Raw genomic sequence first — 26,606 nt, 5'->3', positions numbered from 1 at the left:
GCGCGGCCCGAGGGCGTGGGGCGGCGCTCCGTCAATCCTTCACCGCCCCGCCCAGTCCCGAGACCAGGCGGCGCTGTACGAGGACGAAGAAGACGAGCACCGGGAGCGTCATCACGGTCGACCCGGCCATGATCCCGCCCCAGTCGTTCTCGTCCGGTTTGAAGAAGACCAGCAGCGCCATCGGAAGGGTGGACTGCGAGGTGTCGCTGATGAGGAAGGACTTGGCGAAGAGGAAGTCGTTCCAGGTCGAGATGAAGGAGAAGACGCTCGTCGCCACCAGCCCCGGGAAGACCAGCGGGAAGAGGATCTGCCACAGGAATCGCGTACGGCTCGCGCCGTCGATCTGGGCCTGCTCCTCCAGCGCCTCCGGGACCGCCTTCACGAAGCCGCGCAGCATCCAGATCGCGAACGGGAGCGAGAAGGCGATGTGCGGCAGGATCAGCGAGCCCAGCGTGTTGAGCTGGCCGAAGTCCCGCATCAGGAAGAAGAGCGGGATGGTCAGCGCCTCGATCGGCACCATCTGGGCGACCAGGAACATGATGAGCAGCGTGGTCCGGAAGCGGAAGCGGAACCGGGTCACCGCCGTCGCCGCCAGGAACGCGATCAGCGCGGAGGCGAGGACGACCGTGCCGGCCACGAGCAGCGAGTTGAGGAAGTACCGGCCGAACTCCTGCTGCTCGAAGACGCGCCGGAAGGAGTCGAGGGACGGGGACAGCGTCCACGGTCGCGGGTCGGTCGACTGGATCTCGCCGGCCGGTTTGAAGGCGGAGAGGACCATCCAGTACAGCGGGAAGGCGACGACGGCCGCGACGAGGAGGGCGGCCGCCTCGGCGGCGAGCCGCCCCGGCCGTCGTATGCGGAACGCGCCCACACTTCCAACGCCCACACGTCCGGCGCCCGCCCGTCCGATGCCTACACGTCCGACGCTCACACCCCCGGCGCTCCCACTTCCGACGCCCAAACCTCCGGCGCTCCCACTTCCGACGCCCGAACGTCCGGCGCCCACGGTCCCGGCGCTCACACTTCCGTCGCTCACAGTTCTTCTCCCTGACGGCGCAGCAGTCGGAGGTACACCAGCGTGACCGCCAGCAGGATCAGCAGCATGACGACGCCGATCGCCGAGCCGAGGCTGTACTCGGACGAGGCGAACGCCTTCTGGTAGGCGTACACGTTGAGAACGAGGTTCTGGCCGGCGATGCCGCCGCCGTTCGTCATCACGTAGATCTGGGTGAAGACCTTGAAGTCCCAGATGATCGACTGGATCGTGACGACGACCAGGATGGGCCGCAGCATCGGCGCCGTGACCGAGCGCCAGATCCGCCACTGCGAGGCGCCGTCGAGCGCCGCGGCCTCCAGGACCTCGGACGGGATGGCCTTGATGCCCGCGTACACCGTCACCATCACGAACGGGAACGAGCACCAGACGACCTCGAAGAGGACCAGCGCGAAGGCGCTGAGGCGCCCGTACGTCCACGAGAAGTCGCCCAGGCCGAGCAGCCGGTTCACGGGGCCGAAGTCGGGGTCGAAGAGGAAGACCCAGACGGTCGAGCCGGTGACGGCGGGCGTGGCCCAGGCGCCGAGCGCGGCGAGCATCAGCGCGAGGCGGGGCACGGCCCATACGCGGGTCAGCAGGACCGCGAGCGCGCAGCCCACCGCGAGGGTGGTGACGACGCAGGCGGCGGCGAACAGGACCGTGGCGAGGAGGACCTGCCAGAACTGCGGGTCGGAGAAGAGGGCGGTGTAGTTGCCGAGGCCCTGGAAGGAGGTCGGTTCGCCGCCGCTGACCTGGGCCTGGGTGTACTCCAGGAAGGAGATGAGCCCGAGCTGGTAGATGGGGTAGAGGAGGAGCCCGCCCAGGACCACGAGCGCGGGCAGGAGATAGAGCCAGGGCGTCCATCCCGGGTGCCGGCCCCGGGGGCGCGCGCCCGGACCGTCGGTGCCCCTCCGCGGGCGTGCGGCCGGACCGTCGCTGCCCTTGCGGGCGCCGGGGACCCGGCCGGGGGCGGTGGCCGCCCCGGCCGTCTTCGTACCGTTCGGACCGGTCATCGTCATCGGCCCGCGGCCGCGAAGGCCTCGTCCATCTTCCTGGCGGCGTCGTCCGAGGCGGCCTTCACGTCCTTCCGGCCGCTGACGATCTCCTGGAACATCGTCGGCAGCACCAGGGAGGAGTCGATCTTGCCCCAGCCCGGGGAGGCGGGGACGAACTTGGCGCCGGCGCCGAGGGAGTCGATGAAGGGCTTCACGAAGGGCTCCTTCCGCGCCGCCTGCGCCCGGACGTCGGTGTAGGTCGGCAGGAAGCCCATCGCGTCGAAGAGCTTGCCCTGTGTCTCCTTGCCGGCCAGGGACTTCATCAGCTCGACGGCGAGGGTGCGGTGCGAACTGCTCTTCATCACGCCGAGGTTGTTGCCGCCCGCGAAGGCCGGTGCGATCGAGCCGGCCGTCACCCCGGGCAGCGGGACGACGGCGTACCGGCCTTTCACCGTGCCCGCCTCGACCGCCGCGTGGCTGAAGTCGCCGCCGATCGCCATCGCCGCCTTGCCGGAGGCGAAGGCGGTGACGGTCGCGTTGCCGCCCATCTGCGCGCACTTGGCGGCCGGGCAGTTGTCGTCGCCGAAGAGGGAGGTGTAGGAGGCGATGCCCTTGCGCGCGGCCTCGCTGTTGATGGCGGCCTTGTACGACGCGCCTTCCCGCGTGGCGAGTTCGCCGCCGTTGGCCCAGATGAACGGCATCGCGCCGTAGGTGTACGCGCCTCCGACGGCGATGCCGTAGAGCTCCGGCTTCGCCTTGTGGATCTTCTTGGCCGTGGAGATGAGCTCGTCCTGCGTCTTGGGCGCGGAGAGGCCGAGGTCCTTGAAGACGTCGGTGCGGTAGTAGAGGGCGCGTACGCCGACGAAGAGCGGGGCTCCGTAGATCTTGCCGTCCACGGTGACGGAGGACGTGGCGGTGGGGTCGGCGTCCTTGGCGTCGGCCCATGCCCCGAACTCGGCGCTGATGTCGGCCAGTCCGCCGTCCTTCACATAGCCGGCGGTGTCGGTGTTGCCGTACTCGACGAGGTCGGGGGCGGACTTCGGGTCGTTGAAGGCGGCCTTGATGCGCTGGGCGCGGGTGTCGACGGGGATGTACTCGACCTCGACCTTCGCTCCCTTGTGCTGCGCTTCGAAGGCGGCGACGGCCGCGTCGACGACCTGCTTCTTGGGCGCGTTGTTGACCTCCTGGAAGAGCCAGACGCGCAGGGTGCCGCTCTTCTCGTCCGTCGCGGCCTTGCGGTCGGAGGTCTGCGGGGCGCAGGCGGTGGCGGTGAGGCCGGCGAGCACAAGTGCGGTGACCGGGGTGGCGATACGGGCAGAAAGCTTCATACGGGGGCTCCCACCAATCGGCGTTGCAGCATACGCAACGGGCGTTTCGTGCTGCACAACACGCGAGAGGTTAGGGCCGGACCAACTCTCCGACAAGTGGTCTCAACCACTCTGTGACCGGCGGAAGCACCCCGTGCAACGCGAAACGGCCCCCGGCGCGCGTACCGAAGTACGCACACCGGGGGCCGTCCCCGTGGCAGGGGTCGAGCTACTTCTTGTCGCCGCCCTTGCCGCCCTTGTCCTTGTCCCCGCCGGGACCCATGGACTCGTAGATCTCCTTGCACATCGGGCAGACGGGGTACTTCTTGGGGTCGCGCCCCGGTACCCAGACCTTGCCGCACAGTGCCACCACGGGAGTGCCGTCGAGGGCACTCGCCATGATCTTGTCCTTCTGGACGTAGTGGGCGTAGCGCTCGTGGTCGCCGTCACCGTGGGACACCTGCGGCGTCGGCTCCACGAGGGTTCCCGTACCTGCCCCGCGCTCGGGCTCGAGAGTGCTCATGAGGCCAAGGGTACTGAAGACCGGACGGGTCAGTTGAGCGAAGGGTCGTCCGGGTACGTCGCCACCATCGCGAGGTCGCTCCGCTGGCGTCGCAGCACCTCCCGCCACAGGGTTTCCGGGCGCGGCGAGGACACGTCGCCCGGTTCGGACTCCACCACGTACCAGGCGCCCTCGCCGAGCTCCGTCTCCAGTTGGCCGGGGCCCCAGCCCGCGTAGCCGGCGAAGATCCGCAGGGACCCCAGGGCGGGGCCGAGGAGCTCCGGCGGGGTCTCCAGGTCGACCAGGCCGATCGCGCCGTACACCCGCCGCCAGCCCAGCGGGCCCTCGTCGCCGGGGATCACCGCGACCCCGAGCGCCGCGTCCAGGGAGACCGGGCCGCCCTGGAACACCACGCCCGGCTCGCCGGCGAGGTCGGCCCAGGGCGCGAGGATGTCGCCGACCGTCACGGGGGTCGGCCGGTTGAGGACCACGCCGAGCGAGCCCTCGTCGTCGTGGTCGAGGAGCAGCACCACCGCGCGGTCGAAATTCGGGTCGGCCAGGGCGGGGGTGGCGACGAGCAGCCGTCCTGTGAGCGAGGACACCTCGGTCATGCGACACATGATCCCGCATCTTCGGCGATTACGGGGGTCGTCCGGCGCACACGGGAGGCCGACGCAGTTCAGGGGTGGGATGAACGCGGGACCTCTGGGCAGGAGAGGACACAAGTGGACGGTGACGCTCCGCAAGATCGGATGAACGGAGGGTGTTGTGCCGAATTCATTACATCTGACAGGCCCCCCGAAGCTTCCAAGAGGGGTGCTCCCGCCCCTTACCCTTTTCCCTGGCCCCCTGCCCGACCTCTCCGGAACGCGAGATTCATGACCGGCACAGACGATGTACTGCTTGTCCACGGCGGAACCCCGCTGGAGGGCGAGATCCGTGTCCGCGGCGCGAAGAACCTCGTGCCCAAGGCGATGGTCGCCGCCCTCCTCGGCAGCGGGCCGAGCCGGCTGCGCAACGTGCCCGACATCCGTGACGTCCGGGTGGTCCGCGGCCTGCTCCAGCTGCACGGAGTGACCGTCCGCCCCGGCGAGGAGCCGGGCGAGCTGGTCCTCGACCCGACGCACGTCGAGTCCGCCAACGTGGCCGACATCGATGCCCACGCCGGTTCGTCGCGGATCCCGATCCTCTTCTGCGGCCCGCTGCTGCACCGCCTCGGCCACGCCTTCATCCCGGGTCTGGGCGGCTGCGACATCGGCGGCCGGCCGATCGACTTCCACTTCGACGTGCTGCGCCAGTTCGGCGCGACGATCGAGAAGCGGGCGGACGGCCAGTACCTGGAGGCCCCGCAGCGTCTGCGCGGCACCAAGATCCGCCTCCCGTACCCCTCGGTCGGCTCGACCGAGCAGGTGCTGCTCACGGCCGTGCTCGCGGAAGGTGTCACCGAGCTCTCCAACGCCGCCGTGGAGCCGGAGATCGAGGACCTGATCTGCGTCCTGCAGAAAATGGGCGCGATCATCTCCATGGACACCGACCGCACCATCCGCATCACCGGTGTCGACAAGCTCGACGGCTACACGCACCGCGCGCTCCCGGACCGCCTGGAGGCGGCCTCCTGGGCGTCGGCGGCGCTGGCGACCGAGGGCAACATCTACGTCCGCGGCGCCCAGCAGCGCTCGATGATGACCTTCCTCAACACCTACCGGAAGGTGGGTGGCGCCTTCGAGATCGACGACGAGGGCATCCGCTTCTGGCACCCGGGCGGCTCGCTCAACGCGATCGCCCTGGAGACGGACGTGCACCCCGGTTTCCAGACCGACTGGCAGCAGCCGCTGGTGGTGGCCCTGACGCAGGCGGCGGGCCTCTCCATCGTCCACGAGACGGTGTACGAGTCCCGGCTCGGCTTCACCTCCGCGCTGAACCAGATGGGTGCGCACATCCAGCTGTACCGCGAGTGCCTGGGTGGCTCGGACTGCCGCTTCGGCCAGCGGAACTTCCTCCACTCGGCGGTCGTGTCCGGCCCCACGAAGCTCCAGGGCGCCGACCTGGTCATCCCGGACCTCCGGGGCGGCTTCTCGTACCTGATCGCGGCCCTGGCGGCGCAGGGGACCTCCCGCGTCCACGGCATCGACCTGATCAACCGCGGCTACGAGAACTTCATGGAGAAGCTCGTCGAGCTGGGCGCCAAGGTCGAGCTCCCGGGCAGCGCGCTCGTGTAGCGAGCGTAGCGAGCCGCCGAGGGCCCGTACGGAGGCAGACGCCTCCCAGGGCCCGTACAGAGGCAGACGAGAGGGCGGCCACCCCCTGACAGGGTGGCCGCCCTTTCTACTGCCTACAGGCTGCCTTACTTGCCCTTGGCGGCTTCCTTGAGCTTCGAGCCCGCGGAGACCTTCACGCTGTAGCCGGCCGGGATGTTGATCGGGTCGCCGGTCTGCGGGTTACGAGCGGTGCGAGCGGCACGGTGGGTGCGCTCGAAGGTCAGGAAGCCGGGGATGGTGACCTTCTCGTCGCCCTTGGCGACGACCTCGCCGACGGTCTCGGCGAGAGCGGCCAGCACGGCGTCGGCGTCCTTGCGGGTCACCTCGGCACGGTCGGCCAGGGCGGCCACCAGCTCACTGCGGTTCATGTTGTTACTCCCGTGTTCTTCTTGCCTGTGAGGCGTGAGATCGAAGCCGATGCTGCCAGGGCCCTCGGACAGTCCCCGGACCCGGGTCTGCTGACAGACCCTCGCGCCCGAATAGGCATCCTGCCCCCACCAGCGGCGGGAACGCCAATCCGGCACCCTCTGGGGTCACACGAAAAGCGCCACGGCCTCCGGCGTGGTGACGTTCCGTCGACTCCGCCGAAACTCTTTGGAGCCGAACAGCCACCCTAAAGGCGGGTTTACGGCGCCGCGACTCGCGACGCGCCGTTTCGGCGGCCTGCGTGGGGCCCGTCACAGCCCCACGCCTGCCCCTGAGGAGCCCCTTCAGAGGCTCTCCAGAGCTCCGTCAGAGCCCGTTCGTCCCGTTGCCAGCTCCGGCGCCCGCCGCCTTGGCGGCGGTGCGGACGGCGCCCGCCACGGCGCCCGCGACCTTGTCGTTGAAGACGGACGGGATGATGTAGTTCGGGTTGAGCTCGTCCTCGGTGACGACATCGGCGAGGGCCGAGGCGGCCGCCAGCATCATCTCCGTGTTGACGGTGCGGGACTGAGCGTCCAGCAGGCCGCGGAAGACACCGGGGAAGACCAGCACGTTGTTGATCTGGTTCGGGAAGTCCGAGCGGCCGGTGGCCACAACCGCCGCCGTCTGACGGGCGATTGCGGGGTCGACCTCGGGGTCCGGGTTCGCGAGCGCGAACACGATGGAGTCCTTCGCCATGGCGGCGACGTCGTCCGCGCCGAGCAGGTTCGGGGCCGAGACACCGATGAAGACGTCCGCGCCGACGACGGCCTGCTTGAGGGTGCCGGTGACGCCCTCGGGGTTGGTGTTGTCGGCGATCCAGCGCAGCGGCGAGTCCTTCGCGGCCTCGACGAGATCCTCGCGTCCGGCGTGCACGACACCGTGGATGTCGGCGACGACGGCGTGCTTCACACCCGCCGCGATGAGCAGTTTGAGGATGGCCGTACCGGCCGCGCCGGCGCCGGACATGACGACCCGTACGTCCCCGATTCCCTTGCCCACCACGCGAAGTGCGTTGGTGAGGGCGGCGAGCACGACGATCGCGGTGCCGTGCTGGTCGTCGTGGAAGACGGGGATGTCGAGGGCCTCGCGCAGGCGGGCCTCGATCTCGAAGCAGCGAGGGGCGGAGATGTCCTCGAGGTTGATGCCGGCGAAGCCGGGGGCGATCGCCTTGACGATCTCGACGATGGCGTCGGTGTCCTGGGTGTCCAGGCAGATCGGCCAGGCGTCGATGCCCGCGAAGCGCTTGAAGAGGGCCGCCTTGCCCTCCATGACGGGCAGGGCGGCCTTGGGGCCGATGTTGCCGAGACCGAGGACGGCGGAGCCGTCCGTCACGACTGCGACGGAGTTGCGCTTGATGGTGAGGCGGCGGGCGTCCTCGGGGTTCTCGGCGATCGCCATGCACACCCGGGCCACGCCCGGGGTGTAGATCATGGAGAGGTCGTCACGGTTGCGGATGGGGTGCTTGGACGCCATCTCGATCTTGCCGCCGAGGTGCATCAGGAACGTACGGTCGGAGACCTTGCCGAGGACGACACCCTCGATGGTGCGCAGCTGCTCGACGATCTCGTCGGCGTGCGCGGTCGAGGTCGCGGCGATGGTGACGTCGATCCGCAGCTTCTCGTGGCCGGAGGCGGTCACGTCGAGGCCGGTGACTGAACCGCCGTGGGACTCCACCGCCGTGGTGAGCTGGGAGACCGCGGTTCCGCTGGCGGGAACCTCCAGCCTGACCGTCATCGAGTACGAGACGCTGGGCGCCGTTGCCATGGCCGAGTTCCTCTGCTTTCCCTGAGCTTCGTTGCTACGCCGCCCCGGCTGGTTGCCCGGCGGCGCCCTCCGATCGTCGCACCTACCAGCCGGTAGCAGGTAATGCGGTCATTTTGTTTTCGGAAAGTAGTTTCCACCATACGAGAACCTGCGGGGAAACAGAAGAGGTCCCCGTCACCAGGGGTGACAGGGACCTCAACTTCGTAGCTATGCACTAAGTGGCACCGACCCGCCATGCTCGCCTCGCGGCAAGTGGTCCCTCTGAGGGACGAAGGTTGGGCCCGGGGGCTTGGATCGAGCCGGTGCCATAGACAGGCTAACAAACCACTCTGGTAAGTGATTCCTGCGACGCATGTTGACCGGAAATCAGTCCCTGAGCAGGTCGGGGACCCCGTCCGCGTCCGGTACGTCCCGGGCGCCCGAGACCACCGTCAGCTGCTGGGTGGCCCGGGTCAGGGCCACGTACAGCACCCGCAGCCCGGCCGGGGACTCGTCCGCGATCTCCGCGGGGGAGACCACCACCGTGGCGTCGTACTCCAGGCCCTTGGCCTCCAGGGAGCCCAGCGCCACCACCCGGTCGCCGAGCTCGGCCAGCCAGCGGGCGGCCTGCTCGCGCCGGTTCATGGCGACCACGACACCGACGGTTCCGTCCACCCGTTCGAGGAGACGGCGCGCTTCCGCCCGTACGGTTTCGGCCAGATCGCTCTTGTCCTCCAGCGCGACGAAGCGCGGCTCCACGCCGGTCGACCGGACCGCGCGCGGGGAGGTGCTGCCGGGCATGGCGAGGGCGAGCACCTTGGCGGCCAGCTCGGCGATCTCGGCGGGGTTGCGGTAGTTCACGGTCAGCTCGAAGCGGCGACGGGGGCGGCTGCCGAGCGCCTCGTCCCGGGCCTCGGCGGCCTCGTCCGGGGTCGACCAGGACGACTGCGCCGGGTCGCCCACGACCGTCCAGGTCGCGTGCCGGCCGCGGCGCCCGACCATCCGCCACTGCATGGGCGTGAGGTCCTGGGCCTCGTCGACGATGACGTGCGCGTACTCGGTGCGCTCGGCCGCCAGCCGTTCGGCCCGCTCGCGCTGCGTCTCCTCCCGTACGGGCATCAGCTCCTCCAGGCCCGTCAGCTGGTCCAGCGGGTCGTACTCCCGCTTCTTGCGGGGCCGGGCCGGGGCGCCGAGGAGGGTGTGGAGCTCGTCGAGGAGCGCCACGTCGTGCACCGAGAGCCCGTCACGGCGCAGGGAGCGGGCGACCCGGCGGACCTCGCCCGGGTTGAGGATGCGCCGGGCCCAGCGGCCGAGACGCTTCTCGTCGGCCATCGCGTCGAGGACCTGGCGGGGCGTGAGCTCGGGCCACCAGGCGTCGAGGAAGGAGAGGAAGGAGTCCTCGGTGGAGACGTCCTCGTCGAAGGAGGAACGCAGCTCGGCGGCGAGCTCGGGATCGCTGTGCCGCCCTGCGGCGCCGGACTTGGCGTACAGCGCGTCGAGCAGCAGCCGGCGGGCGCGCGGACGCAGCAGGTTGACGGGTGCGGAGCCGCCGAGCACGTTGTGCCGGATGCGCTGGAGCTCGTCGGCCTCCAGCTCCAGCCGGCGGCCGAAGGCGACGACCCGCAGGCGCGTAGGGGTGCCGACGGGGGCCGGCGGGGTCTCTTCCTCTCCGAAGGAGAGCTGGTCGTCGCCCTGGGCCGGCTTGGGCGCCGGGGTCTCCAGCGCCCCGCGGGCCGCCTTGCGCAGGACGGCGAGCATCCGGGAGGAGCCCTTGACGCGGGCCACGGCCGGCTCGTCGTACGTGGTGGCCTCCACCCCGTCCACCAGCGATCCGAGGGCGCGGATGGCGACCTGGCCCTCCTCGCCGAGCGAGGGCAGGACGCCCTCGGTGTAGGAGACGAGCAGCGGGGTCGGGGAGACGATCAGGATGCCGCCCGCGTACCGCCGCCGGTCCTGGTAGAGCAGATAGGCCGCACGGTGCAGGGCGACCGCCGTCTTGCCGGTGCCCGGGCCGCCCTCGACGTACGTGACGGAGGCGGCGGGCGCGCGGATGACCAGGTCCTGCTCGGCCTGGATGGAGGAGACGATGTCGCGCATCGTGTGGCTGCGTGCCTGACCGAGCGCGGCCATCAGGGCGCCGTCGCCGATCACCGGCAGCTCACGCCCGGCGAGGGTCGCCTTCAGCTCGGGGCGCATCAGGTCGTCCTCGACGCCAAGGACCTTGCGGCCCTTGGAGCGGATGACCCGGCGGCGCACCACCCGGCCGGGGTCGACCGGCGTGGAGCGGTAGAAGGGCGCGGCCGCGGGGGCGCGCCAGTCGATGACGAGCGGCGCGTAGTCGGAGTCGAGGACGCCGATCCGGCCGATGTGGAGGGTCTCGCCGATGTCGGCCGTGTTGTCGGGCCGCACGGCGTCCTCGGCGGGCTCGACGGAGGTGTACGCACCGTCGGGGCCCTTCTTGCCGTCCTTGCCGTGGAGCAGGTCGATCCGGCCGAAGAGGAAGTCCTCGAACTCGTTGTTGAGCCGGTTGAGGTGGACACCGGCCCGGAAGACCTGGGCGTCGCGCTCGGCGAGCGCGCCGGGCGTGCCGACCTGGCCGCGCTTGGCGGCGTCGTGCATCAGGAACTCCGCCTCGCGGATCTTCTCCTCGAGGCGGCGGTAGACCTGATCCAGATGTTCCTGCTCGACACCGATCTCACGGTCCCGGACCGTGTCCATGGTGTCCACGGCTTCCTGCGCGGCCACTAAGGCCCCCTTCTGACGTGCACTGGGCAGCCGTCGAGCGTACGCCACAGGGGGCCGAAATGTCAGGCCTCGACCTCCACGAGACGTTCGCCGTCGAAGGTCCTGACCTCGAAGTGGTCGATGTCGTTGCGCTCCATGGCCGCTCCGCCGTGCACGTACAGCGGGTTCTTGGCGCTCTCCTGGGTGGCTCCGGGGATGCCGTATCCCCATTTCGGCACGGCCCAGGAGGTGACGACCTCCTCCTCGCCGCTCTTGGAGACGGCGACGAGCCGGCACTTGAGCGGGCCCCTGACGTTCTTGAGCTCCAGGACGGTGTGGGTGCCCCAGCCCTTCTTCTCCATGCCGACCGTGGCGCTGACCTTGGTCGTCGGGTCGGTGGCCTGGATCTTCTCCTCCATGTGGTGGAAGAAGGCGTCCTCGGCGGGGCTGGTGGGGTGCGGTTCGATCGCCCGGTTCTCCTTGCCGCCTCCGGAGGTGGCGACGACGGCGACGGCGGGACCGCCGATGACGAGGACGGCGGCGGCCGCGACGAGGGCGAAGGAGCGGCGGCGCGAACGGGCACGCTTGGCGCCCACCTCGTCGATGAGCCGGTCGAGGAGCTGGGGCCCGGGCGTGGAGTCGAGGGAGACGGCGGCGGAGGGGACGCGCCGAGGACCGGGCGGGGCCGGCGGCCGAGGCGCGAAGTCGTCGAAGGCCGCGTCGGCGTACGGGTCGGCCGGGCGACCCACGGGCCCCATGGAGCCGACCGGGCCGGAGTAAGGGTCGGGGGCGGCGTACGGGCGGCCGGTGTACGGGTCCGTGGCGGCGGGGGCGGTGTCGCCGTCCGCCAGCATGGCCAGCATCGGCTCCATCCCGGCGAACTCCTCCACGTGCGCGGTGCAGAGGTCGCAGGTCACCAGGTGCGCCTCGAAGGCGGCGGCGTCGACGTCGTCCAGGATGCCGAGTACGTACGCACCCGCGGCGTCGTGCGGCGGTGTCATGCCGATACCCCCCTCTCCTCCAGCGCGAGCTTCATCGAACGGAGTGCGTAGAACACCCGGGAACGCACGGTCCCGGCGGGTATGCCGAGGGTCTCGGCCGCCTCGTTGACCGTACGCCCCTTGAAGTAGGTCTCGACCAACACTTCCCGGTGGGCGGGCGTCAAATCTTCGAGCGCATCAGAGAGCGTCATCAGCCACAGCGCCTTGTCGATCTCGTCCTCCGCGGGCAGGACCTCGAGCGGTGACGGATCGACCTCCTGAGGCCGGGCCTGCCGGCTGCGGTGGCCGTCGATGACGATGCGCCGGGCAACCGTCACCAGCCAAGGTCTGACGGAGCCGGTAGCCCTGTTGAGCTGGCCGGCGTTCTTCCAGGCACGGATGAGCGTCTCCTGCACGACGTCCTCGGCACGCTGGCGATCGCCGGCGACGAGGCGTAGTACATAGGCGAGCAAGGGCCCGGCATGTTCGCGGTAGAGAGCACGCATCAACTCCTCGTCAGGGACGTCGGGTCGAAAGCGTGGGACCTCACTGCGATGCCGGGCCCGATGCGGACGGTCATCGGCCACGGCCGCATCCTTGCGCACCTGAACCTCCCGGTCGAGACCCTGTTGTCGTCGAGAGGTACGGAGCAGGAACGGGTTCGACTCAACGTCGCTCAAGATTTTTTCACACGGGCACGATTCCCCTTCGGGCTGCCCGATGCCGGGCAACTCGCTCGCGGTTACCGCAGGTCTCACTGGAGCACCAGCGCCGACGGCGTCCTCGCGACGTATCGAGGTAGCAGCGGCGGCAGTTGTCGCCCTCACACCGTCGGAGCAGGGCGCGGGCGGCCGGGTCGGTGAGCAGATCGACGGCGTCCCGGGCGACGGCGGCGAGCAGGGCGCGGCAGTCGGGTTCGTCGCTCAACGCCCGTACGAGCCCGCCGGCTTCCGTGCGGACGGCGCGGGGTGCGGGCGGGGCGGAGGCGGCGGCGAACTCGTTGAGCCGTTCCAGTGCGGGGTCGGCGCGCCGCCCTTCGAGCTGGGCGCCCACCAGTTCACGGACACAGTCGCGCAGTTCGCGAAAGCGTACGACCCAGTGGGCGTCGAGCGCGCTCAGGGGGGTGGCGGCCGGGACGAGTTCGGTGCTGCGCAGGAACTCGTCGAGCGCGTCGGCGCGGTGGAGCGCCTGGGCGGCCAGATCCAGGCAGATCCGCCCGGAGTCGAACCGTACGGTCATGACCCTGTCACCACCTCGCGGTCGTGGGGCTGGTCGGGCGCCCGACCAGAGTGCCCCCGAACGCGGTGCGCGACTAGAGGGCGTGCGGCGGCGAGGGCGGGGCCGGGGTGGCGGGGCGGATGGGGATCATTCCGTCACGGTGGACGGCCGTGAGACGCCCGCGCATGGGATCTGGACGCTTTCCCATGGTCCCGGGCGCCGCCGACCGTTTGACTGAGATCATGACAAACAACAGGGGTGGGACGGCGGCCGGCGCGGTGCTGGGCGCGGCGACGGTGGCGACCGGACTGATCGCGGGGGTGTGGTTCGCGTACGTCTGCTCGGTGATGCCGGCGCTGGGGCGCAGCGACGACCGGGTCTTCGTCGAGGTGATGCGGAACATCAACGACGTGATCCAGAACCCGGTCTTCTTCACGCCGTTCTTCGGGGCGCTGATCCTGACGGCCGTCGCCGCATGGCAGCTGCGGGGCACACCGGCGAAGGTGTGGGTGCTCGCGGCGCTGGTCCTGTACGTGGCCGTCTTCGTGGTCACCTCGGCGGTGAACGTCCCGCTCAACGACGCCCTCGCGGCGGCGACGGACCCGGTACGGGCCCGCGCGGACTTCGAGACCCCGTGGGTGGCCTGGAACGTCGTCCGGGCGGTCCTGACGGCAATGGGCTTCGCCTGCCTGCTGCGGGCGCTGTCCGTACGCCGCGGCCGGTGACGGTCTCGGGGGCCGGGCGAGAGCCCGTACCCCCTACTCGTCGTACTTGGTCTCCGCCACCGGGTCGAGCGCGAGCCGGTACCCCCGCTTGACCACGGTCTGGATGAGCTTCGGCGTCCCGAGTGCCGTCCGCAGCCGGGCCATCGCCGTCTCCACGGCGTGCTCGTCGCGGCCCGCCCCCGGCAGGGCGCGCAGCAGGTCGGCCCGGGAGACGACCCAGCCGGGTCGCCGGGCCAGGGTGGCGAGCAGCGCCATCCCGGCCGGCGGCACCGGGCGCAGACAGCCGTCGACGAGGACCGCGTGACCCCGGATCTCGATGCGGCGGCCCGCCACCGGGAGCGTGCGGGCCCGGGAGGGCAGTTCCTGACAGAGCAGTTGCACCAGCGGCCCGAGCCGGAACCGCTCGGGCTGGAGCGTGTCGATGCCGTGCGCCTGGAGCGGCAGCGCCGTCACCGGCCCCACGCACACCGCGAGCACCTCGTTCCGCAGTGCAGCGAGGAATTCCGGCAGCACGCCCCGGTCCTCCGCCCGCGTCAGCAGCGAGGCGGCGGCCGGCGCGCTGGTGAAGGTGACGGCGTCCACGGACCCGCTCAGCACCCCGTCCAGGAGCCGGTCCAGCGGGCCGATGTCCTCCGGCGGCATCCACCGGTAGACCGGTACGCCGACGACCTCCGCGCCGCCCGCCTTCAGCGCCTCCACGAACCCCGGGAGCGGTTCCCCGTGCAGCTGGAGCGCGATCCGCCGCCCGTCCACCCCCTCGTCGAGCAGACGGTCGAGCACTTCGGCCATGGACTCGGACGACGGCGACCACGACTCGGTGAGTCCCGCCGCCCGTACCGCGCCCTTGACCTTGGGCCCGCGGGCGAGGAGTTCCACGCCCCGCAGGCAGGCAAGGAGCTCCTCGCCGTAGCCCCAGCCGTCCGCCGCCTCGACCCAGCCCCGGAAGCCGATCGCCGTGGTGGCGACGACGACGTCCGGGGCGTGGTCGATGAGCTGCTTGGTGGCGGCGAGGAGTTCCGTGTCGTCCGCGAGCGGCACGATCCGCAGCGCGGGGCCGTGCACCACGGCGGCGCCGCGGCGCCGGAGGAGCGCGCCCAGCTCGTCCGCGCGACGGGCCGCAGTGACTCCGACGGTGAACCCCGCGAGGGGACCTTGCTCTTGCTCGTACATGACGACCGAGCCTGGCGGGGATGCGTGACAGACTCGGTTCGCCGGTATTTCCTGGCCGTTACGGACCACTCCGGATCACACCTCGGCGTAACCGCGCTGCGGCGACGTCTCGCCCGAGGCACCTGCCGCGCCCTCGGCCGTGTCCGGCACGACGGCCGGCCGGCGAAGGTATACCGCCCAGGTCACGACCATGCAGGCGCCGTAGAAGACCAGGAAGGCGACGAAGGCGGAGGTGCCGGTGCCGGCCGTCTGGAAGGACTGCCGGAAGGCGAGGTTGATACCGAGCCCGCCGAGCGCGCCCACCGCGCCGATCAGCCCCATGGAGGCCCCGGAGAGCCTGCGGCCGTACGCCTCCGCCGCCTCGCCGGACAGCCCCTTGCGGTGGCCCTGCGCGAGGAAGATCGCGGGGATCATCTTGTACGTGGAGCCGTTGCCGAGGCCCGACAGGACGAAGAGCACGATGAAGCCGACGAGGAAGACGGAGAGCGACTCGATGACGGAGGCGTAGATCACGACGCCGGTCGCCACGGCCATCCCGGCGAAGTTCGCCAGGGTGATGCGGGCGCCGCCGTACTTGTCGGCGAGCGAGCCTCCGACGGGCCGGATCAGCGAGCCGAGCAGCGGGCCGATGAAGGTGAGCGAGGCCGCCTGGAGCGGGGTGCGGCCGAACTGCGTCTGCAGGACGAGGCCGAAGGCGAAGCTGTAGCCGATGAAGGAGCCGAAGGTGCCGATGTAGAGGAAGGACATGATCCAGGTGTGCTTGGCCGCCACGGCTTCCTTGACCGCCCCGGTGTCGTTCTTCACCGGCGCGAGGTTGTCCATGAAGAGCGCGGAACACACGGCGGCGATCAGGATCAGCGGGATGTAGACGCCGAGGACGATCCGCGGGTGCATGGCACCGGCGGTGCCGATGACGAGCAGGCCGACGAGCTGCACGACGGGGACGCCGATGTTGCCGCCGCCCGCGTTGAGGCCGAGCGCCCAGCCCTTCTTCCGCAGCGGGAAGAAGGCGTTGATGTTCGTCATGGACGAGGCGAAGTTGCCGCCGCCGACGCCGGTGAGCGCTGCCACCAGGAGGAAGGTGTTGTACGAGGTGCCCGGTTCCATCACCGCGTAGGCGAAGCCCGTCGGCAGGAGGAGCAGCAGCGCGCTGACGATGGTCCAGTTCCGGCCGCCGAACCGGGCGACGGCGAAGGTGTACGGGATCCGGATGAGCGCGCCGACGAAGGTGGCGGTCGCGATGAGGAAGAACTTCCCCGCCGGGTCGATGCCGTACTGCGGTCCCATGAACAGGACCATGACCGACCACAGGCTCCAGATGGAGAAGCCGATGTGCTCGGAGAACACGGAGAAGATCAGATTGCGCCGGGCGATCCGTTCTCCTTGGTCACGCCAGAAGGTCTCGTCCTCCGGCTCCCACCGTTCGATCCACCGGCCGCCCATCAGGTACCTCCACGGTGTCGGGTCCCGAGTGTCCAGATGCTCTGGACCTCGTGGACCCGAGGCTAAAGACGCCGCGTTTCAGACCGGTGGCGGGAAGTGACACGTACGGAACCTTGCTCTCACCCGGCGCGCCGGACTGCTGTGAGCGCCCCCGCGCGCCGGGGCGGAAGCCGGGCTCGGCCTCCCGCGCGACGGGGCGAAGGCCGGGCCCGCCGGGCGCCCGGGCTCAGGCGGCCGGGACCCCCGGCTCCCCCTCCGGCAGCCAGGCTCCCTCGGGACGCTCCAGCCAGCCCTCCCGCCCGCCGATCTCCGTCGCCGCCGCGCGCAGCGCGTCCAGGCCGGGGTGGCGGAGCCCCTTGCGCCACACCAGGCTCACCGGGGAGATCGGCACGGGGTCGACGAGGGGCCGCAGCACGCTGCCCGGTATCGAAGGGAAGTCGACGACCGCGAGGGCCGGGGTGCGGAGCTTGGCCATGATCCGGCGGAACTCCTCCTTGCCCACCACCATCGGTGCCGGCGGTGCGACCGCGATGCCCCGCCCCGCGAAGAGCCGGGCGGCCAGGTCGGTCCACTCGAGGGTGCGGTCGTTGCCCGCGCCCGCGTAGACGCTCTCACCGGCGAGCGCGGTCAGCGGGACGGTGTCCCGATCCGCCAGCGGGTGGTCCTCGGGCAGCAGCACCGCCATCGGCTCGTACCGTACGAACTGCGAGGCGAGCCGCGCCCGCGTGGCCGGTTCCAGTCCCCCGTACCGCCCGAAGGAGACATCGAGCCGGCCGGCGAGGATCTGCGCCGCGGCCCCGGTCAGCCCGCTCTCATAGCGGGCCATCAACTCCTGCTCCGGCGCGAGTTCACGCGCCCGCTCCAGGACCCGGCCGTGCGCGAAGCCCACGCCGTTGAGATCGACGAGCAGGGGCCGGGTGGCCGCGCGGAAGGCGTCGGCGAGTTCGTCGCAGGCGGCCAACACACGTCGCGCGTACGGCAGGAGCCGCTCGCCGTCCGCGGTGAGGGAGACCTGCCGGGTGGTCCGTACGAACAGTTCCGTGCCCAACTCGCGCTCCAGACGCCGGATGTCGCGGCTGAGCGCCTGCTGGGCGACGTAGAGGCGGGCGGCCGCCCGGGTGAAGTGCAGCTCGTCGGCGACGGCTGCGAAGGCCCGCAGGAGCCGTGGGTCGATGTCGTACGAAGTGGCCACCCCGCATTTAACAACACAGGCGCGTGAATGGCCACGGAGCAGGTGTTGGACCGCTCGCCGTCGCTCCCGCGAGGCTTCTTCCATGCCGCAACACGACCTCGTGATGACCCCCGCGGGCCCGACGCTCGCCCCCCGCTACCGCGAACCGCGCACCACCACCGCCCCCTCGAATCCCTACCTCCGCCTCTTCGCCACCCCCGGAACCCGCGCCTTCACCCTCGGGAACCTGATCGCGCGCGTGCCGATGGGGATGTTCGGCGTCAGCGCGGTGATCATGATCGCGGGGTCGTACGGCTCGTACGCCCTGGCGGGCGCGGTGACCGCCACCGGGCTTGCTGCCACGGCCCTCGTCGCCCCGTGGACGGCCCGGCTCGTCGACCGGTACGGGCAGGCCCGGGTCGCGGTCCCCGCGACCGCGGCGGCCGCGCTCGGCTCGCTCGCCCTGCTGCTGTGCGTGCACCACGAGGCGCCCGCCTGGACCCTCTTCGTGGCGTACGCGGCCACGGCCACCACGCCCAACACCGGAGGCATGTCCCGCGCCCGCTGGGCCCACCTCCACCGGGGCGACCCGAAGGCCCTGCACACGGCCAACGCCTTCGAGCAGGCCGTCGACGAGCTCTGCTTCATGATCGGCCCGGTCCTGGCCGCCGTCCTCTGCGCGGCCCTGTTCCCCGAGGCGGGCACCCTGATCGGCGCGGTGATGCTGTTCGGCGGCGTCCTTATCTTCGCGGCCCAGCGCGCCACCGAGCCCCCGGTCGCGCCCCGCTCCGCCGCCGCGGCCGGCTCGCTGCTGCGGGCTCCGGGCATGGCGCCGCTGCTCGGGGTCTTCCTGGCCACGGGCGCGGTCTTCGGTGCGATGGAGGTCGTGACGCTCGCGCACGTGGACGGCCCGGCCGCCGGCCCCGTCCTCGCCCTCCAGGCGGCGGGCTCCTGCGCGGCGGGGCTGGTCTACGGTCGCGCGGGACGCTCGGTCCGGCTGCACACCTGCCTCGCGGCGATGACCGTGCTGATGTCGCTGCCGCTCCTGGGGGCGTCGACCGGCTCTCTGCTCGCCCTCGCGGGCGGCCTGCTGGTGGCGGGCATGGCGACCGCCCCGACGATGGTCACCGGCATGACCCTGGTCCAGCGTCTGACCCCGGCGGGCCGGCTCAACGAGGGCATGACCCTCGCGGTGACCGCCCTTCTCGGCGGCATCGCGGCCGGCTCGGCCACCGGCGGCTGGGCGGCCGAACACGGCCCGACGACGACGTCCGCCTTCCTGGTCCCGACGGCCGCGGCCGCCGTGGCCCTCGCGCTGTGCGCGGTGACCCGGGTCGGGGGCTACCAAGGCATGACAAAGGCCCGGCGGTCGTCGTGACGACTGCCGGGCCTTTGCCCACATGGGATGAGGTGTCCGGGAGGGGCATGCCCCCTCGGACGCTCGGTGGAGATGGCGGGAATCGAACCCGCGTCCAACGGTGCAGAACCAGGGCTTCTCCGTGTGCAGTCCGCTAAGAGTTTCTCAGCCCCGGAGATCACGCGGACAAGTCTCCGACGGGCTCAGTCACTGTTTGATTTCCCTCAGGCCCCCGTGACCGGGGCTAGAGGTTTAGATCCCTAGATGACGCCAGGATCCGGGTCGGGACCATCCCCGGGCTGACGCTCCTCACAGAGGCTTCTACTCGTTACCTAAATTAGGCAGCGAGGGCGAAGCGGGAGTTATCGCTCTTGGAGTTGGCGATTATTGGTTGCGACATATGGTTTACGAGATCATTGCCGCTTCCTCGACACGCTTCCCCTGCTTCGACATCCGCTGTCGAAACCGATCATCCCCATGTTGATTTTTCAAAGCATGCACCCGCTGTGAGGTGCGGGTCCCATGGTACGTGACGACCGCGTACGGTTGCCAGCTATTAAGGGGCCCTGGCCGGACGGGGTCCGGACGGCAGCCGCCGCTGTCTAGACCGCCGCGGCCCGCTGGCGCCGCTTCGCCGCCGCGATCGCCCGGTTCGTCTCGCGCGTGTCCTGCTTCTCGCGGAGCGTCTGCCGCTTGTCGTACTCCTTCTTGCCCTTGGCGAGCGCGATCTCGACCTTGACGCGCCCCTTCAGGAAGTACAGCGCGAGGGGCACGATCGTGTGACCCGTCTCCTGGGACTTCGCCTCCAGCTTGTCGATCTCGGCGCGGTGCAGGAGCAGCTTGCGCTTCCGCTTCGCCGAGTGGTTGGTCCAGCTGCCCTGCATGTACTCGGGCACATGGATGTTGTGCAGCCACGCCTCGTGCCCGTCGATCTGCACGAAGCCGTCGACCAGCGACGCCCGGCCCATCCGGAGCGACTTCACCTCGGTGCCCATGAGCACCACACCGCACTCGTAGGTGTCGATGATGTGGTAGTCGTGGCGCGCCTTCTTGTTCTGCGCGATGATCTTGCGCTCAGGACCCTTGTCCGGGTCCTTCTTCTTGGCAGGCTTGCCCTGCACGTTCACGAGTCCCTTTGCCATAGTGCGGCCATTTTCGCACTACGAGCCCCCTCCGAGGCCACTCAATACCGTTCTCGCCCGCTGCTCGGCCCGCTCGCCGGTGGAGTCTCCGACGATCAGGTCGGGGGTGATGCCCTGGCCGTCGACCCCGTGCCCGGCGGGGGTGCGGTAGTGGCCGACGGTGAGCTCGGCGACGGAGCCGTCGGGCAGAGTGCTCGGCATCTGCACCGCGCCCTTGCCGAAGGTGCGGGAGCCGACGGTGATCGCCCGGCCGCGGTCCTGCAGCGCGCCGGTGAGCAGCTCGGCGGCGCTCATGGTGCCGCCGTCGACCAGCGCGACCACGGGCCGGGCGGTGTCTCCGCCGCTCTGGGCGTACAGGGCGCGCTGCTCACCGTCGATGTCGTACGTGGCGACCAGACCGCCGTCGAGGAAGGCGGAGGCGGCGACGGCCGCCTCGGCGACCAGGCCGCCGGCGTTGCCCCGCAGGTCCAGCAGGACTCCGGCCCCGGCCGGGGCGTCCCGTACCGCCTCCCGTACCCGCTGGCCCGCGCCCTTGGTGAAGGCGACCACCTTGATCAGCACCGCGCCGTCGTCGAGGCGGCGCACGGTGACGTCCTCGGTGGCGAGCCGGGCCCGGCTCAGGGTCTCGGTCCAGGCGGAGCGTCCGCGCTCGAGGCCGAGGGCGACGGTGGAGCCGGCGACGCCGTCGCCACGCAGCAGGGAGACGACCTCCGAGACGGACAGTCCGCCGACGGCACGCCCGTCGACCGAGACGAGGCGGTCGCCGACCCGTAGCCCGGCCTTCGCGGCGGGGCCGCCGGCCTGGACCCGGGAGATCTCGATGCGCCCCTGCGCCGCCTTCCGCGCGGAGAGTCCGACGCCGGTGTAATGGCCGTCGAGTGCCTGCTCGAACTCCTCGTACTCCGCCCGGTCGTACACCGCGCCCCAGCGGTCGCCGCTGCGGCTGACGAACTCCTCGGCGGCCTTCTTGCCCGACTTGCCGTCGGCCATCGCATCGGCGGCGGCGCGGGCGAGGGCGGTCCGGTCCACGGTGTCGCGCGGCGGGGCCGGTTGTTCGCGCTTCACGGCGGCGCTCTCCTGCCGGGGCAGGGAGCCGGTGACCGCGGCCGTGGCGAGCACCCCGGCGAAGACCAGCGTCAGAGCGGCCCCACGGAGGACTCCGCGGGGCCGGAGACAGAACTCGGGGCCGACCGGCATGCCATGCACTCTAGGACAAGCGAAAGGCGCCGTACGGTGGTTGACCGTACGGCGCCCGGAGTGCTCAGAAGGTTCTTCTCACACCTTGAGGTACTTGCGCAGCGCCACGAAGGCGGCCAGGGCGGGCATCAGCAGGCCGATGGCGATGACGAGAGGCAGCTTGGCGAGGACGGCGTCCCAGCCGATGAAGTTGACGAGCTGCATCTTGTCGGCGAGGGCGATGCCGTGGTCGATCAGGAAGTACCGGCCGACCAGGAGCATGATGCAGGCGACGGCGCCGCCGAGGAGACCCGCGAAGGCGGCCTCCATGATGAACGGCATCTGGATGTAGAAGCTGGAGGCGCCGACCAGGCGCATGATGCCGGTCTCGCGCCGTCGGCTGAAGGCGGAGACGCGCACGGTGTTGACGATCAGCATCAGCGCGATGATCAGCATCAGCCCCATGACGCCGAGAGCGGCGATGTTCATGCCGTTCATCAGGTCGAAGAGGTTCTGCAGGATGTTGCGCTGGTCCTGGACGGACTCCACACCGTCCCGCCCGGCGAACGCGGTGGCGACGACCTTGTACTTCTCCGGGTCGTCCAGCTTGACCCGGAACGACTCCTGCATCTGGTCGGGCGTGATGACCGAGGCGATGGCGGTGTCGCTGTACTGCTCCTTGTAGTGCTTGTAGGCCTCGTCGGTCGACTCGTGGTGCACGGTCTCGACGATGTCCATCTTCTTCAGATCGGCCTCGATCTGCTCCTTCTGCTGCGCGGTCACCGCACCCTTGGCGCACTTGGGAGAGGTGGCCGCGTCGTTCTTGTTGCAGAGGAAGATGGAGACGTTGACCTTGTCGTACCAGTAGTCCTTCATCGTGCTGACCTGCTCGCGCATGAGCAGCGCACCGCCGAAGAGGGCGAGCGAGAGGGCCACGGAGACGATGACGGCGAAGGTCATCGTGAGATTGCGCCGGAGGCCGACGCCGATCTCGGAGAGCACGAACTGAGCGCGCATGGTGTTCTATCCCCTACCTGCTCAGTGCTGGTATCCGTAGACGCCGCGCGCCTGGTCGCGGACGAGGCGGCCCTTTTCGAGCTCGATGACGCGCTTGCGCATCTGGTCGACGATGTTCTGGTCGTGGGTCGCCATGACGACGGTGGTCCCTGTCCTGTTGATGCGGTCGAGCAGCTTCATGATGCCGACGGAGGTCTGCGGGTCGAGGTTGCCGGTGGGCTCGTCGGCGATCAGCAGCATCGGCCGGTTGACGAAGGCCCGTGCGATGGCGACACGTTGCTGCTCACCACCGGAGAGCTCGCCCGGCATGCGGTCCTCCTTGCCGCCGAGGCCGACGAGGTCGAGGACCTGGGGCACGGCCTTGCGGATCTCTCCACGCGGCTTGCCGATGACCTCCTGGGCGAAGGCCACGTTCTCGGCGACGGTCTTGTTGGGCAGCAGCCGGAAGTCCTGGAAGACGGTTCCGAGCTGGCGCCGCATCTGCGGCACCTTCCAGTTGGAGAGCCGGGCGAGGTCCTTGCCGAGGACGTGCACCTGGCCGTGGCTGCAGCGCTCCTCGCGCAGGATCAGCCGGAGGAAGGTCGACTTTCCGGAGCCGGAGGATCCGACGAGGAAGACGAACTCCCCCTTCTCGATCTCCAGGGAGACATCCCGAAGCGCGGGGCGGTTCTGCTTCGGATAGGACTTGGACACATTGTCGAATCGGATCACGGATGCACCACGGTCGGCCGGGGGTAGGTGTGCGCGACCTTACGCGACCGGGGATGCGCCGCGCAGTCGCGGTCCCGGCTTGCGTGGTTTATCCTTTTCGACCCTCGGGGTGCAACGGTTGCGATCCGGGTGTAATCCGACGGGGCGCGCCGAAACGCGCGGGAGCTGGCACAGTGGTAGAGGGAACGCTCGGGTACGGCCGGGCGTTGTTCTTGGTGTGAACCCCGTGTGGACCCCCGTGCGGGAGGAGGAGAGCGCATGACCTACGACCGACTGGTGTGCGCCAACTGCGCGGCCCCCGTCGCAGAGGGCCGCTGCCCTGTCTGCCGCGCGAGCCGGGAACGCCTGAACCCGTCGACGGGTCTGACCCCGGCGATGCTGCTGACTCTGGTGATCGCCCTGGTGGCGATGGTGGCGCTGCTCGCAGCGCTGCAGACCGCGTAGCACTCCGCATACGAGCCGGACCCGAGAGAGGGCCGGGGGTACGCCCCCCGGCCCTCTTTCGTCATGCCTCAGGTGCCTCAGACGGCGGCACGCCCGCCACCCACGAGACGCGGGAGCATGCGGAAGCCGATGCCACCGGCGATCATCGTGGCGGCACCGATGATCAGGAACGAGGTCTCGGCGGCGCCGGTCTCGGCCAGCTCCTCCTTGGCCTTGCCCTGCTCGACCGGCTGCTGGCCGGCGTTGTTGGTGCCCGGGTTGTTGTCGACGCACTCGGCGCCGTCGAGGTCGACGGTGCAGGTGTTGGAGTCGTCGGAGCCGTCGCCCGGCGTGGTCGGCGCGGGGGTCTCACCCGGCGCCGGCTCGGTGGGCTTGGGCTTGTCGGTCGGCTTGCCCGTCGGCGGGGTCGTCACCGGCGGCGTGGTCACCGGCGGGGTCGTCACCGGCGGCGTGGTGACCGGCGGAGTCGTGACCGGCGGGGTCGTGACCGGCGGCGTGGTCACCGGCGGGGTCGTGACCGGCGGCGTGGTCACCGGCGGAGTCACCGGCGGGGTCTCGCAGGAGGCATCCCCGGGGATGCAGTCCTCCGGCCCGTTGGCGCCGATCTCGATCTCGGCGCCGAAGGACACGCCCACGGCCTGAGCGGCACCCGCCGCCGTCAGCGACGCACCGGCGGCGATCACCGCGCCGGCCGCTATACGCGCCACGCGGACCCGCGTCTTCTTCGTCATTTGCCTGCTACCCCCAGTAGCTCATCTCGTCATGGAGCTGCGCTCGGGGCTACGGGCATCGGGAGCGGCGTGATCACACTCGACCGGCCCCCGTTCACACACGCCCCAGAGATACGCATGCCAAGCGCCACCCTCCCGAGTTTCCGCATACGCGTCAAGGTCGTTGCGCGTGCGATGCCCGAAAGATCACGAGTTGCCTGCCATGCGGGGATGCAACTGTGACGTAAACGCCGAACTTCCGGCCCCACCACGCCAGTTCCCTTGTCGACAAAGCGTCAGGAACGCCAACTTTCCACTTGCGCCCGCGAATCCCTTCCCGCCGCAAGGACACCCGGGCGAGACGTCGGCGAGGAGCGTCCCTCACGGCGACTCGGCGTCGCAAGAGCCGCCCGAAAGTCCGTGACTCTACATACACCTATCTGGTACATGGGTTAACATTGGTACATGTCGATGAAGCGAACCAACGTCTACGCCGACCCGGAAGACCTCGCCATCATCAAGGAAGCGGCCAAGCGTCGCGGCATAAGCGAGGCCGAGATCATCCGGCAGGGCATCCACCTCGCCGCCATGGCCAACCGCGTCTGGGACGAGCCGCTGTTCTCCCGGACCTTTGAAGGTACGGGCCGTACCCCCTCCAAGGACGACGTACGTGGCGCGGTCGCGGACGCGGTCCAGCGGGAGACCGGAACCGCCGCGTGATCATCGTCGTGGCCGACACCTCCGGGCTGATCGCCGCCCTCGACTCCACCCACCCCGAGCATCACGCCGCGAACGAAGCGATCATGGCCGCAGGTCTCCTCATCATGTCCCCTCTCCTGCTGGCCGAGATCGACCACGTCGCCACCCGCGAACTCGGGCGCGAGGCGGCAGTCAGCGCCGTGGACGACATCAGGCACTGGATGCGACGCGGTCGGATCTCCGTCCCTGAGATCACCGAGACCCACCTGGGCGCCGCCCAGTCCGTTCGGGCGCGCTACGCGACGCTCGACCTCGACCTCGCCGACGCGGTGAACGTGGCACTCGCCGCCGATTACGACACCGACGCGATCCTCACCCTGGACCGTCGGGACTTCCGCGCCGTGCGTCCTCTCGGACGTCACAAGGCGTTCCGGGTCCTCCCGGACGATCTGCCTCTGTGACGAGAACGCCGGGCCCCTCGCACCCGAAGGTACGAGGGGCCCGGCGTCGTAAGAGCGTGGGGACCGGGGTCCGCTACTTCTCCTGCTGCTTGCGCCAGCGGATGCCCGCCTCGAGGAAGCCGTCGATCTCGCCGTCCAGGACCGACTGCGGGTTGCCGACCTCGAACTCCGTCCGGAGGTCCTTGACCATCTGGTACGGGTGGAGGACGTACGAGCGCATCTGGTTGCCCCAGGAGCTGCCGCCGTCGCCCTTGAGGGCGTCCATCCTGGCGCGCTCCTCCTGGCGCTGGCGCTCGAGGAGCTTGGCCTGGAGGACGTTCATGGCGCTCGCCTTGTTCTGGATCTGGGAGCGCTCGTTCTGGCAGGAGACCACGATGCCGGTCGGGATGTGCGTGATGCGCACCGCCGAGTCGGTCGTGTTGACGCCCTGACCACCCGGGCCCGACGCGCGGTAGACGTCCACGCGCAGCTCGGACTCGTCGATCTCGACGTGGTCGGACTGCTCGACGACCGGGAGGATCTCGACACCCGCGAAGGACGTCTGGCGGCGGCCCTGGTTGTCGAAGGGGGAGATGCGGACCAGGCGGTGCGTGCCCTGCTCGACCGAGAGCGTCCCGTAGGCGTACGGCGCCTTGACCACGAAGGTGGTCGACTTGATGCCGGCCTCTTCCGCGTACGAGGTCTCGTAGACCTCCGTGCCGTAGCCGTGCCGCTCCGCCCAGCGCAGGTACATGCGCTGCAGCTGCTCGGCGAAGTCGGCGGCGTCGACACCGCCCGCCTCGGCGCGGATGTTGACCAGCGCCTCGCGCTCGTCGTACTCGCCGGAGAGCAGCGTGCGGACTTCCATCTCGTCCAGCGCCTTGCGGACCGCGACGAGCTCCGTCTCGGCCTCGGCGCGGGTGTCCGGGTCGTCCATCTCCTCGGCGAGCTCGAAGAGCACCCCGAGGTCGTCGATCCGGCCGCGCAGGGCCTCGGCCTTGCGGACCTCGGCCTGGAGGTGCGAAAGCTTGCTGGTGATCTTCTGCGCCGCCTCCGGGTCGTCCCAGAGGGACGGGGCCGCGGCCTGCTCTTCGAGCACGGCGATGTCGGCCCTCAGCTTTTCGAGGTCCAGGACGGCCTCGATCGACCCCATGGTCGAGGAGAGGGACTTCAGCTCTTCGGATACATCGACGACTGCCACGCGTCCAGCGTAACGGCTCCCCGCAAATGCCAGGT

General features: G+C 70.2%; 26 protein-coding genes and 1 other RNA gene. 6 read left to right on the top strand and 21 right to left on the bottom strand.

Annotated features, from left to right (window positions below; genetic code table 11):
- Window positions 1-31: 31 nt before the first annotated feature.
- The 5 genes from ABZ939_RS31620 to ABZ939_RS31600 form a co-directional block, all read right to left on the bottom strand.
- Complete coding sequence (locus ABZ939_RS31620; RefSeq protein WP_361862865.1) at window positions 32-871, bottom strand: carbohydrate ABC transporter permease; 840 nt, start codon at window positions 869-871, stop codon at window positions 32-34.
- A 161-nt stretch (window positions 872-1,032) separates the two neighbouring features.
- Window positions 1,033-2,046, bottom strand: a complete 1,014-nt coding sequence (locus ABZ939_RS31615; protein WP_361862789.1) for a sugar ABC transporter permease — start codon at window positions 2,044-2,046, stop codon at window positions 1,033-1,035.
- A 2-nt stretch (window positions 2,047-2,048) separates the two neighbouring features.
- The gene (locus ABZ939_RS31610; protein WP_361862786.1) at window positions 2,049-3,356 is read right to left on the bottom strand and encodes an extracellular solute-binding protein; all 1,308 of its coding nucleotides are present in this window, start codon (window positions 3,354-3,356) and stop codon (window positions 2,049-2,051) included.
- A gap of 208 nt (window positions 3,357-3,564) precedes the next feature.
- The gene (locus tag ABZ939_RS31605) at window positions 3,565-3,858 is read right to left on the bottom strand and encodes a DUF3039 domain-containing protein (RefSeq protein WP_361862784.1); all 294 of its coding nucleotides are present in this window, start codon (window positions 3,856-3,858) and stop codon (window positions 3,565-3,567) included.
- 29 nt (window positions 3,859-3,887) lie between these two features.
- Window positions 3,888-4,448 carry a YqgE/AlgH family protein gene (locus ABZ939_RS31600; RefSeq protein WP_361862781.1) on the bottom strand — a complete coding sequence of 187 codons (561 nt, stop codon included), beginning with the start codon at window positions 4,446-4,448 and terminating at the stop codon, window positions 3,888-3,890.
- A gap of 267 nt (window positions 4,449-4,715) precedes the next feature.
- On the opposite strand from ABZ939_RS31600, the gene murA reads away from it, so the two are divergent.
- Window positions 4,716-6,056, top strand: coding sequence for a UDP-N-acetylglucosamine 1-carboxyvinyltransferase (gene murA / locus ABZ939_RS31595; RefSeq protein ID WP_352187417.1), 1,341 nt, complete (start codon window positions 4,716-4,718; stop codon window positions 6,054-6,056).
- 125 nt (window positions 6,057-6,181) lie between these two features.
- Here murA and ABZ939_RS31590 read toward each other — a convergent pair whose 3' ends face one another.
- From ABZ939_RS31590 to ABZ939_RS31565, 6 genes are all read right to left on the bottom strand, one after another.
- Complete coding sequence (locus ABZ939_RS31590; RefSeq protein ID WP_017237029.1) at window positions 6,182-6,463, bottom strand: HU family DNA-binding protein; 282 nt, start codon at window positions 6,461-6,463, stop codon at window positions 6,182-6,184.
- A gap of 364 nt (window positions 6,464-6,827) precedes the next feature.
- The gene (locus ABZ939_RS31585; protein WP_361862778.1) at window positions 6,828-8,264 is read right to left on the bottom strand and encodes an NAD-dependent malic enzyme; all 1,437 of its coding nucleotides are present in this window, start codon (window positions 8,262-8,264) and stop codon (window positions 6,828-6,830) included.
- Window positions 8,265-8,630: 366 nt separating this feature from the next.
- Window positions 8,631-10,988 carry a UvrD-helicase domain-containing protein gene (locus tag ABZ939_RS31580; protein WP_361862775.1) on the bottom strand — a complete coding sequence of 786 codons (2,358 nt, stop codon included), beginning with the start codon at window positions 10,986-10,988 and terminating at the stop codon, window positions 8,631-8,633.
- Window positions 10,989-11,050: 62 nt separating this feature from the next.
- A complete protein-coding gene (locus tag ABZ939_RS31575; RefSeq protein WP_361862772.1) occupies window positions 11,051-11,968 on the bottom strand; it encodes a zf-HC2 domain-containing protein in 918 nt (305 codons plus the stop codon).
- The gene (locus ABZ939_RS31570) at window positions 11,965-12,552 is read right to left on the bottom strand and encodes a sigma-70 family RNA polymerase sigma factor (protein WP_361862862.1); all 588 of its coding nucleotides are present in this window, start codon (window positions 12,550-12,552) and stop codon (window positions 11,965-11,967) included. Before ABZ939_RS31570 ends, ABZ939_RS31575 begins: the two co-directional genes overlap by 4 nt.
- Before the next feature lie 82 nt (window positions 12,553-12,634).
- Complete coding sequence (locus ABZ939_RS31565; RefSeq protein ID WP_361862769.1) at window positions 12,635-13,186, bottom strand: ABATE domain-containing protein; 552 nt, start codon at window positions 13,184-13,186, stop codon at window positions 12,635-12,637.
- Between the two features lie 221 nt (window positions 13,187-13,407).
- On the opposite strand from ABZ939_RS31565, the gene ABZ939_RS31560 reads away from it, so the two are divergent.
- The gene (locus ABZ939_RS31560) at window positions 13,408-13,890 is read left to right on the top strand and encodes an anthrone oxygenase family protein (protein ID WP_361862767.1); all 483 of its coding nucleotides are present in this window, start codon (window positions 13,408-13,410) and stop codon (window positions 13,888-13,890) included.
- Between the two features lie 33 nt (window positions 13,891-13,923).
- Here the strand turns inward: ABZ939_RS31560 and ABZ939_RS31555 are convergent, their stop codons facing one another.
- The 3 genes from ABZ939_RS31555 to ABZ939_RS31545 all read right to left on the bottom strand — a co-directional run bounded on the left by ABZ939_RS31555 (window position 13,924) and on the right by ABZ939_RS31545 (window position 17,695).
- On the bottom strand, window positions 13,924-15,060 hold the full coding sequence (locus ABZ939_RS31555) for a uroporphyrinogen-III synthase (RefSeq protein WP_361862764.1): 1,137 nt from the start codon (window positions 15,058-15,060) through the stop codon (window positions 13,924-13,926).
- A gap of 75 nt (window positions 15,061-15,135) precedes the next feature.
- Entirely contained in the window at window positions 15,136-16,503 is a 1,368-nt protein-coding gene (locus tag ABZ939_RS31550; protein WP_361862761.1) for a nitrate/nitrite transporter, read from the bottom strand.
- Between the two features lie 226 nt (window positions 16,504-16,729).
- Window positions 16,730-17,695 (bottom strand): LysR family transcriptional regulator, encoded by a 966-nt coding sequence (locus ABZ939_RS31545; protein ID WP_361862758.1) that lies wholly within the window; start codon window positions 17,693-17,695, stop codon window positions 16,730-16,732.
- Window positions 17,696-17,798: 103 nt separating this feature from the next.
- On the opposite strand from ABZ939_RS31545, the gene ABZ939_RS31540 reads away from it, so the two are divergent.
- On the top strand, window positions 17,799-19,052 hold the full coding sequence (locus tag ABZ939_RS31540) for an MFS transporter (protein ID WP_361862859.1): 1,254 nt from the start codon (window positions 17,799-17,801) through the stop codon (window positions 19,050-19,052).
- Between the two features lie 64 nt (window positions 19,053-19,116).
- Here the strand turns inward: ABZ939_RS31540 and ssrA are convergent.
- The 5 genes from ssrA to ftsE form a co-directional block, all read right to left on the bottom strand.
- Window positions 19,117-19,508: a transfer-messenger RNA gene (gene ssrA, locus ABZ939_RS31535) on the bottom strand.
- Between the two features lie 125 nt (window positions 19,509-19,633).
- Window positions 19,634-20,173, bottom strand: coding sequence for an SsrA-binding protein SmpB (smpB, locus tag ABZ939_RS31530; RefSeq protein WP_361862755.1), 540 nt, complete (start codon window positions 20,171-20,173; stop codon window positions 19,634-19,636).
- A gap of 18 nt (window positions 20,174-20,191) precedes the next feature.
- Window positions 20,192-21,370 carry a S41 family peptidase gene (locus ABZ939_RS31525; RefSeq protein ID WP_361862752.1) on the bottom strand — a complete coding sequence of 393 codons (1,179 nt, stop codon included), beginning with the start codon at window positions 21,368-21,370 and terminating at the stop codon, window positions 20,192-20,194.
- 78 nt (window positions 21,371-21,448) lie between these two features.
- Entirely contained in the window at window positions 21,449-22,366 is a 918-nt protein-coding gene (gene ftsX / locus ABZ939_RS31520; RefSeq protein ID WP_361862749.1) for a permease-like cell division protein FtsX, read from the bottom strand.
- Between the two features lie 21 nt (window positions 22,367-22,387).
- Complete coding sequence (gene ftsE / locus ABZ939_RS31515) at window positions 22,388-23,077, bottom strand: cell division ATP-binding protein FtsE (RefSeq protein ID WP_260229593.1); 690 nt, start codon at window positions 23,075-23,077, stop codon at window positions 22,388-22,390.
- Window positions 23,078-23,335: 258 nt separating this feature from the next.
- Here ftsE and ABZ939_RS31510 point away from each other — a divergent pair, with 258 nt between their 5' ends.
- Window positions 23,336-23,521, top strand: a complete 186-nt coding sequence (locus tag ABZ939_RS31510) for a hypothetical protein (protein ID WP_361862747.1) — start codon at window positions 23,336-23,338, stop codon at window positions 23,519-23,521.
- Window positions 23,522-23,598: 77 nt separating this feature from the next.
- On the opposite strand, the gene ABZ939_RS31505 is transcribed toward ABZ939_RS31510, so the two are convergent.
- Window positions 23,599-24,252, bottom strand: a complete 654-nt coding sequence (locus ABZ939_RS31505) for an LPXTG cell wall anchor domain-containing protein (RefSeq protein WP_361862744.1) — start codon at window positions 24,250-24,252, stop codon at window positions 23,599-23,601.
- 444 nt (window positions 24,253-24,696) lie between these two features.
- Between ABZ939_RS31505 and ABZ939_RS31500 the strand changes: the two genes are divergently transcribed.
- Both ABZ939_RS31500 and ABZ939_RS31495 read left to right on the top strand, forming a co-directional pair.
- Window positions 24,697-24,951 carry a CopG family transcriptional regulator gene (locus tag ABZ939_RS31500; RefSeq protein WP_361862741.1) on the top strand — a complete coding sequence of 85 codons (255 nt, stop codon included), beginning with the start codon at window positions 24,697-24,699 and terminating at the stop codon, window positions 24,949-24,951.
- Complete coding sequence (locus ABZ939_RS31495) at window positions 24,948-25,391, top strand: PIN domain-containing protein (protein WP_361862738.1); 444 nt, start codon at window positions 24,948-24,950, stop codon at window positions 25,389-25,391. Before ABZ939_RS31500 ends, ABZ939_RS31495 begins: the two co-directional genes overlap by 4 nt.
- Before the next feature lie 73 nt (window positions 25,392-25,464).
- Here ABZ939_RS31495 and prfB read toward each other — a convergent pair whose 3' ends face one another.
- The gene (prfB, locus tag ABZ939_RS31490; protein WP_361862735.1) at window positions 25,465-26,571 is read right to left on the bottom strand and encodes a peptide chain release factor 2; all 1,107 of its coding nucleotides are present in this window, start codon (window positions 26,569-26,571) and stop codon (window positions 25,465-25,467) included.
- Between the last annotated feature and the right edge of the window lie 35 nt (window positions 26,572-26,606).

Origin of the sequence: Streptomyces sp. NPDC046712 (genome assembly GCF_040645695.1) — a bacterium.
Classification (GTDB): domain Bacteria; phylum Actinomycetota; class Actinomycetes; order Streptomycetales; family Streptomycetaceae; genus Streptomyces.
Note: the sequence above shows the minus strand (reverse complement) of the source record. Positions and strands in the feature narration are given on the sequence as shown.

Bases quoted from the DNA above. Each gene is read 5' to 3' on its own strand.
- ABZ939_RS31560 (WP_361862767.1), top strand. From the start codon at position 13,408: ATGACAAACAACAGGGGTGGGACGGCGGCCGGCGCGGTGCTGGGCGCG.
- ABZ939_RS31525 (WP_361862752.1), bottom strand. From the start codon at position 21,370: ATGCCGGTCGGCCCCGAGTTCTGTCTCCGGCCCCGCGGAGTCCTCCGT.
- ABZ939_RS31610 (WP_361862786.1), bottom strand. From the start codon at position 3,356: ATGAAGCTTTCTGCCCGTATCGCCACCCCGGTCACCGCACTTGTGCTC.
- ABZ939_RS31540 (WP_361862859.1), top strand. From the start codon at position 17,799: ATGACCCCCGCGGGCCCGACGCTCGCCCCCCGCTACCGCGAACCGCGC.
- ABZ939_RS31550 (WP_361862761.1), bottom strand. From the start codon at position 16,503: ATGGGCGGCCGGTGGATCGAACGGTGGGAGCCGGAGGACGAGACCTTC.
- ftsX (WP_361862749.1), bottom strand. From the start codon at position 22,366: ATGCGCGCTCAGTTCGTGCTCTCCGAGATCGGCGTCGGCCTCCGGCGC.
- ABZ939_RS31555 (WP_361862764.1), bottom strand. From the start codon at position 15,060: ATGTACGAGCAAGAGCAAGGTCCCCTCGCGGGGTTCACCGTCGGAGTC.
- ABZ939_RS31565 (WP_361862769.1), bottom strand. From the start codon at position 13,186: ATGACCGTACGGTTCGACTCCGGGCGGATCTGCCTGGATCTGGCCGCC.
- ABZ939_RS31575 (WP_361862772.1), bottom strand. From the start codon at position 11,968: ATGACACCGCCGCACGACGCCGCGGGTGCGTACGTACTCGGCATCCTG.
- ABZ939_RS31500 (WP_361862741.1), top strand. From the start codon at position 24,697: ATGTCGATGAAGCGAACCAACGTCTACGCCGACCCGGAAGACCTCGCC.
- ABZ939_RS31590 (WP_017237029.1), bottom strand. From the start codon at position 6,463: ATGAACCGCAGTGAGCTGGTGGCCGCCCTGGCCGACCGTGCCGAGGTG.
- smpB (WP_361862755.1), bottom strand. From the start codon at position 20,173: ATGGCAAAGGGACTCGTGAACGTGCAGGGCAAGCCTGCCAAGAAGAAG.
- murA (WP_352187417.1), top strand. From the start codon at position 4,716: ATGACCGGCACAGACGATGTACTGCTTGTCCACGGCGGAACCCCGCTG.
- ABZ939_RS31505 (WP_361862744.1), bottom strand. From the start codon at position 24,252: ATGACGAAGAAGACGCGGGTCCGCGTGGCGCGTATAGCGGCCGGCGCG.
- ABZ939_RS31615 (WP_361862789.1), bottom strand. From the start codon at position 2,046: ATGACCGGTCCGAACGGTACGAAGACGGCCGGGGCGGCCACCGCCCCC.
- ABZ939_RS31605 (WP_361862784.1), bottom strand. From the start codon at position 3,858: ATGAGCACTCTCGAGCCCGAGCGCGGGGCAGGTACGGGAACCCTCGTG.
- ABZ939_RS31585 (WP_361862778.1), bottom strand. From the start codon at position 8,264: ATGGCAACGGCGCCCAGCGTCTCGTACTCGATGACGGTCAGGCTGGAG.
- ABZ939_RS31600 (WP_361862781.1), bottom strand. From the start codon at position 4,448: ATGACCGAGGTGTCCTCGCTCACAGGACGGCTGCTCGTCGCCACCCCC.
- ABZ939_RS31510 (WP_361862747.1), top strand. From the start codon at position 23,336: ATGACCTACGACCGACTGGTGTGCGCCAACTGCGCGGCCCCCGTCGCA.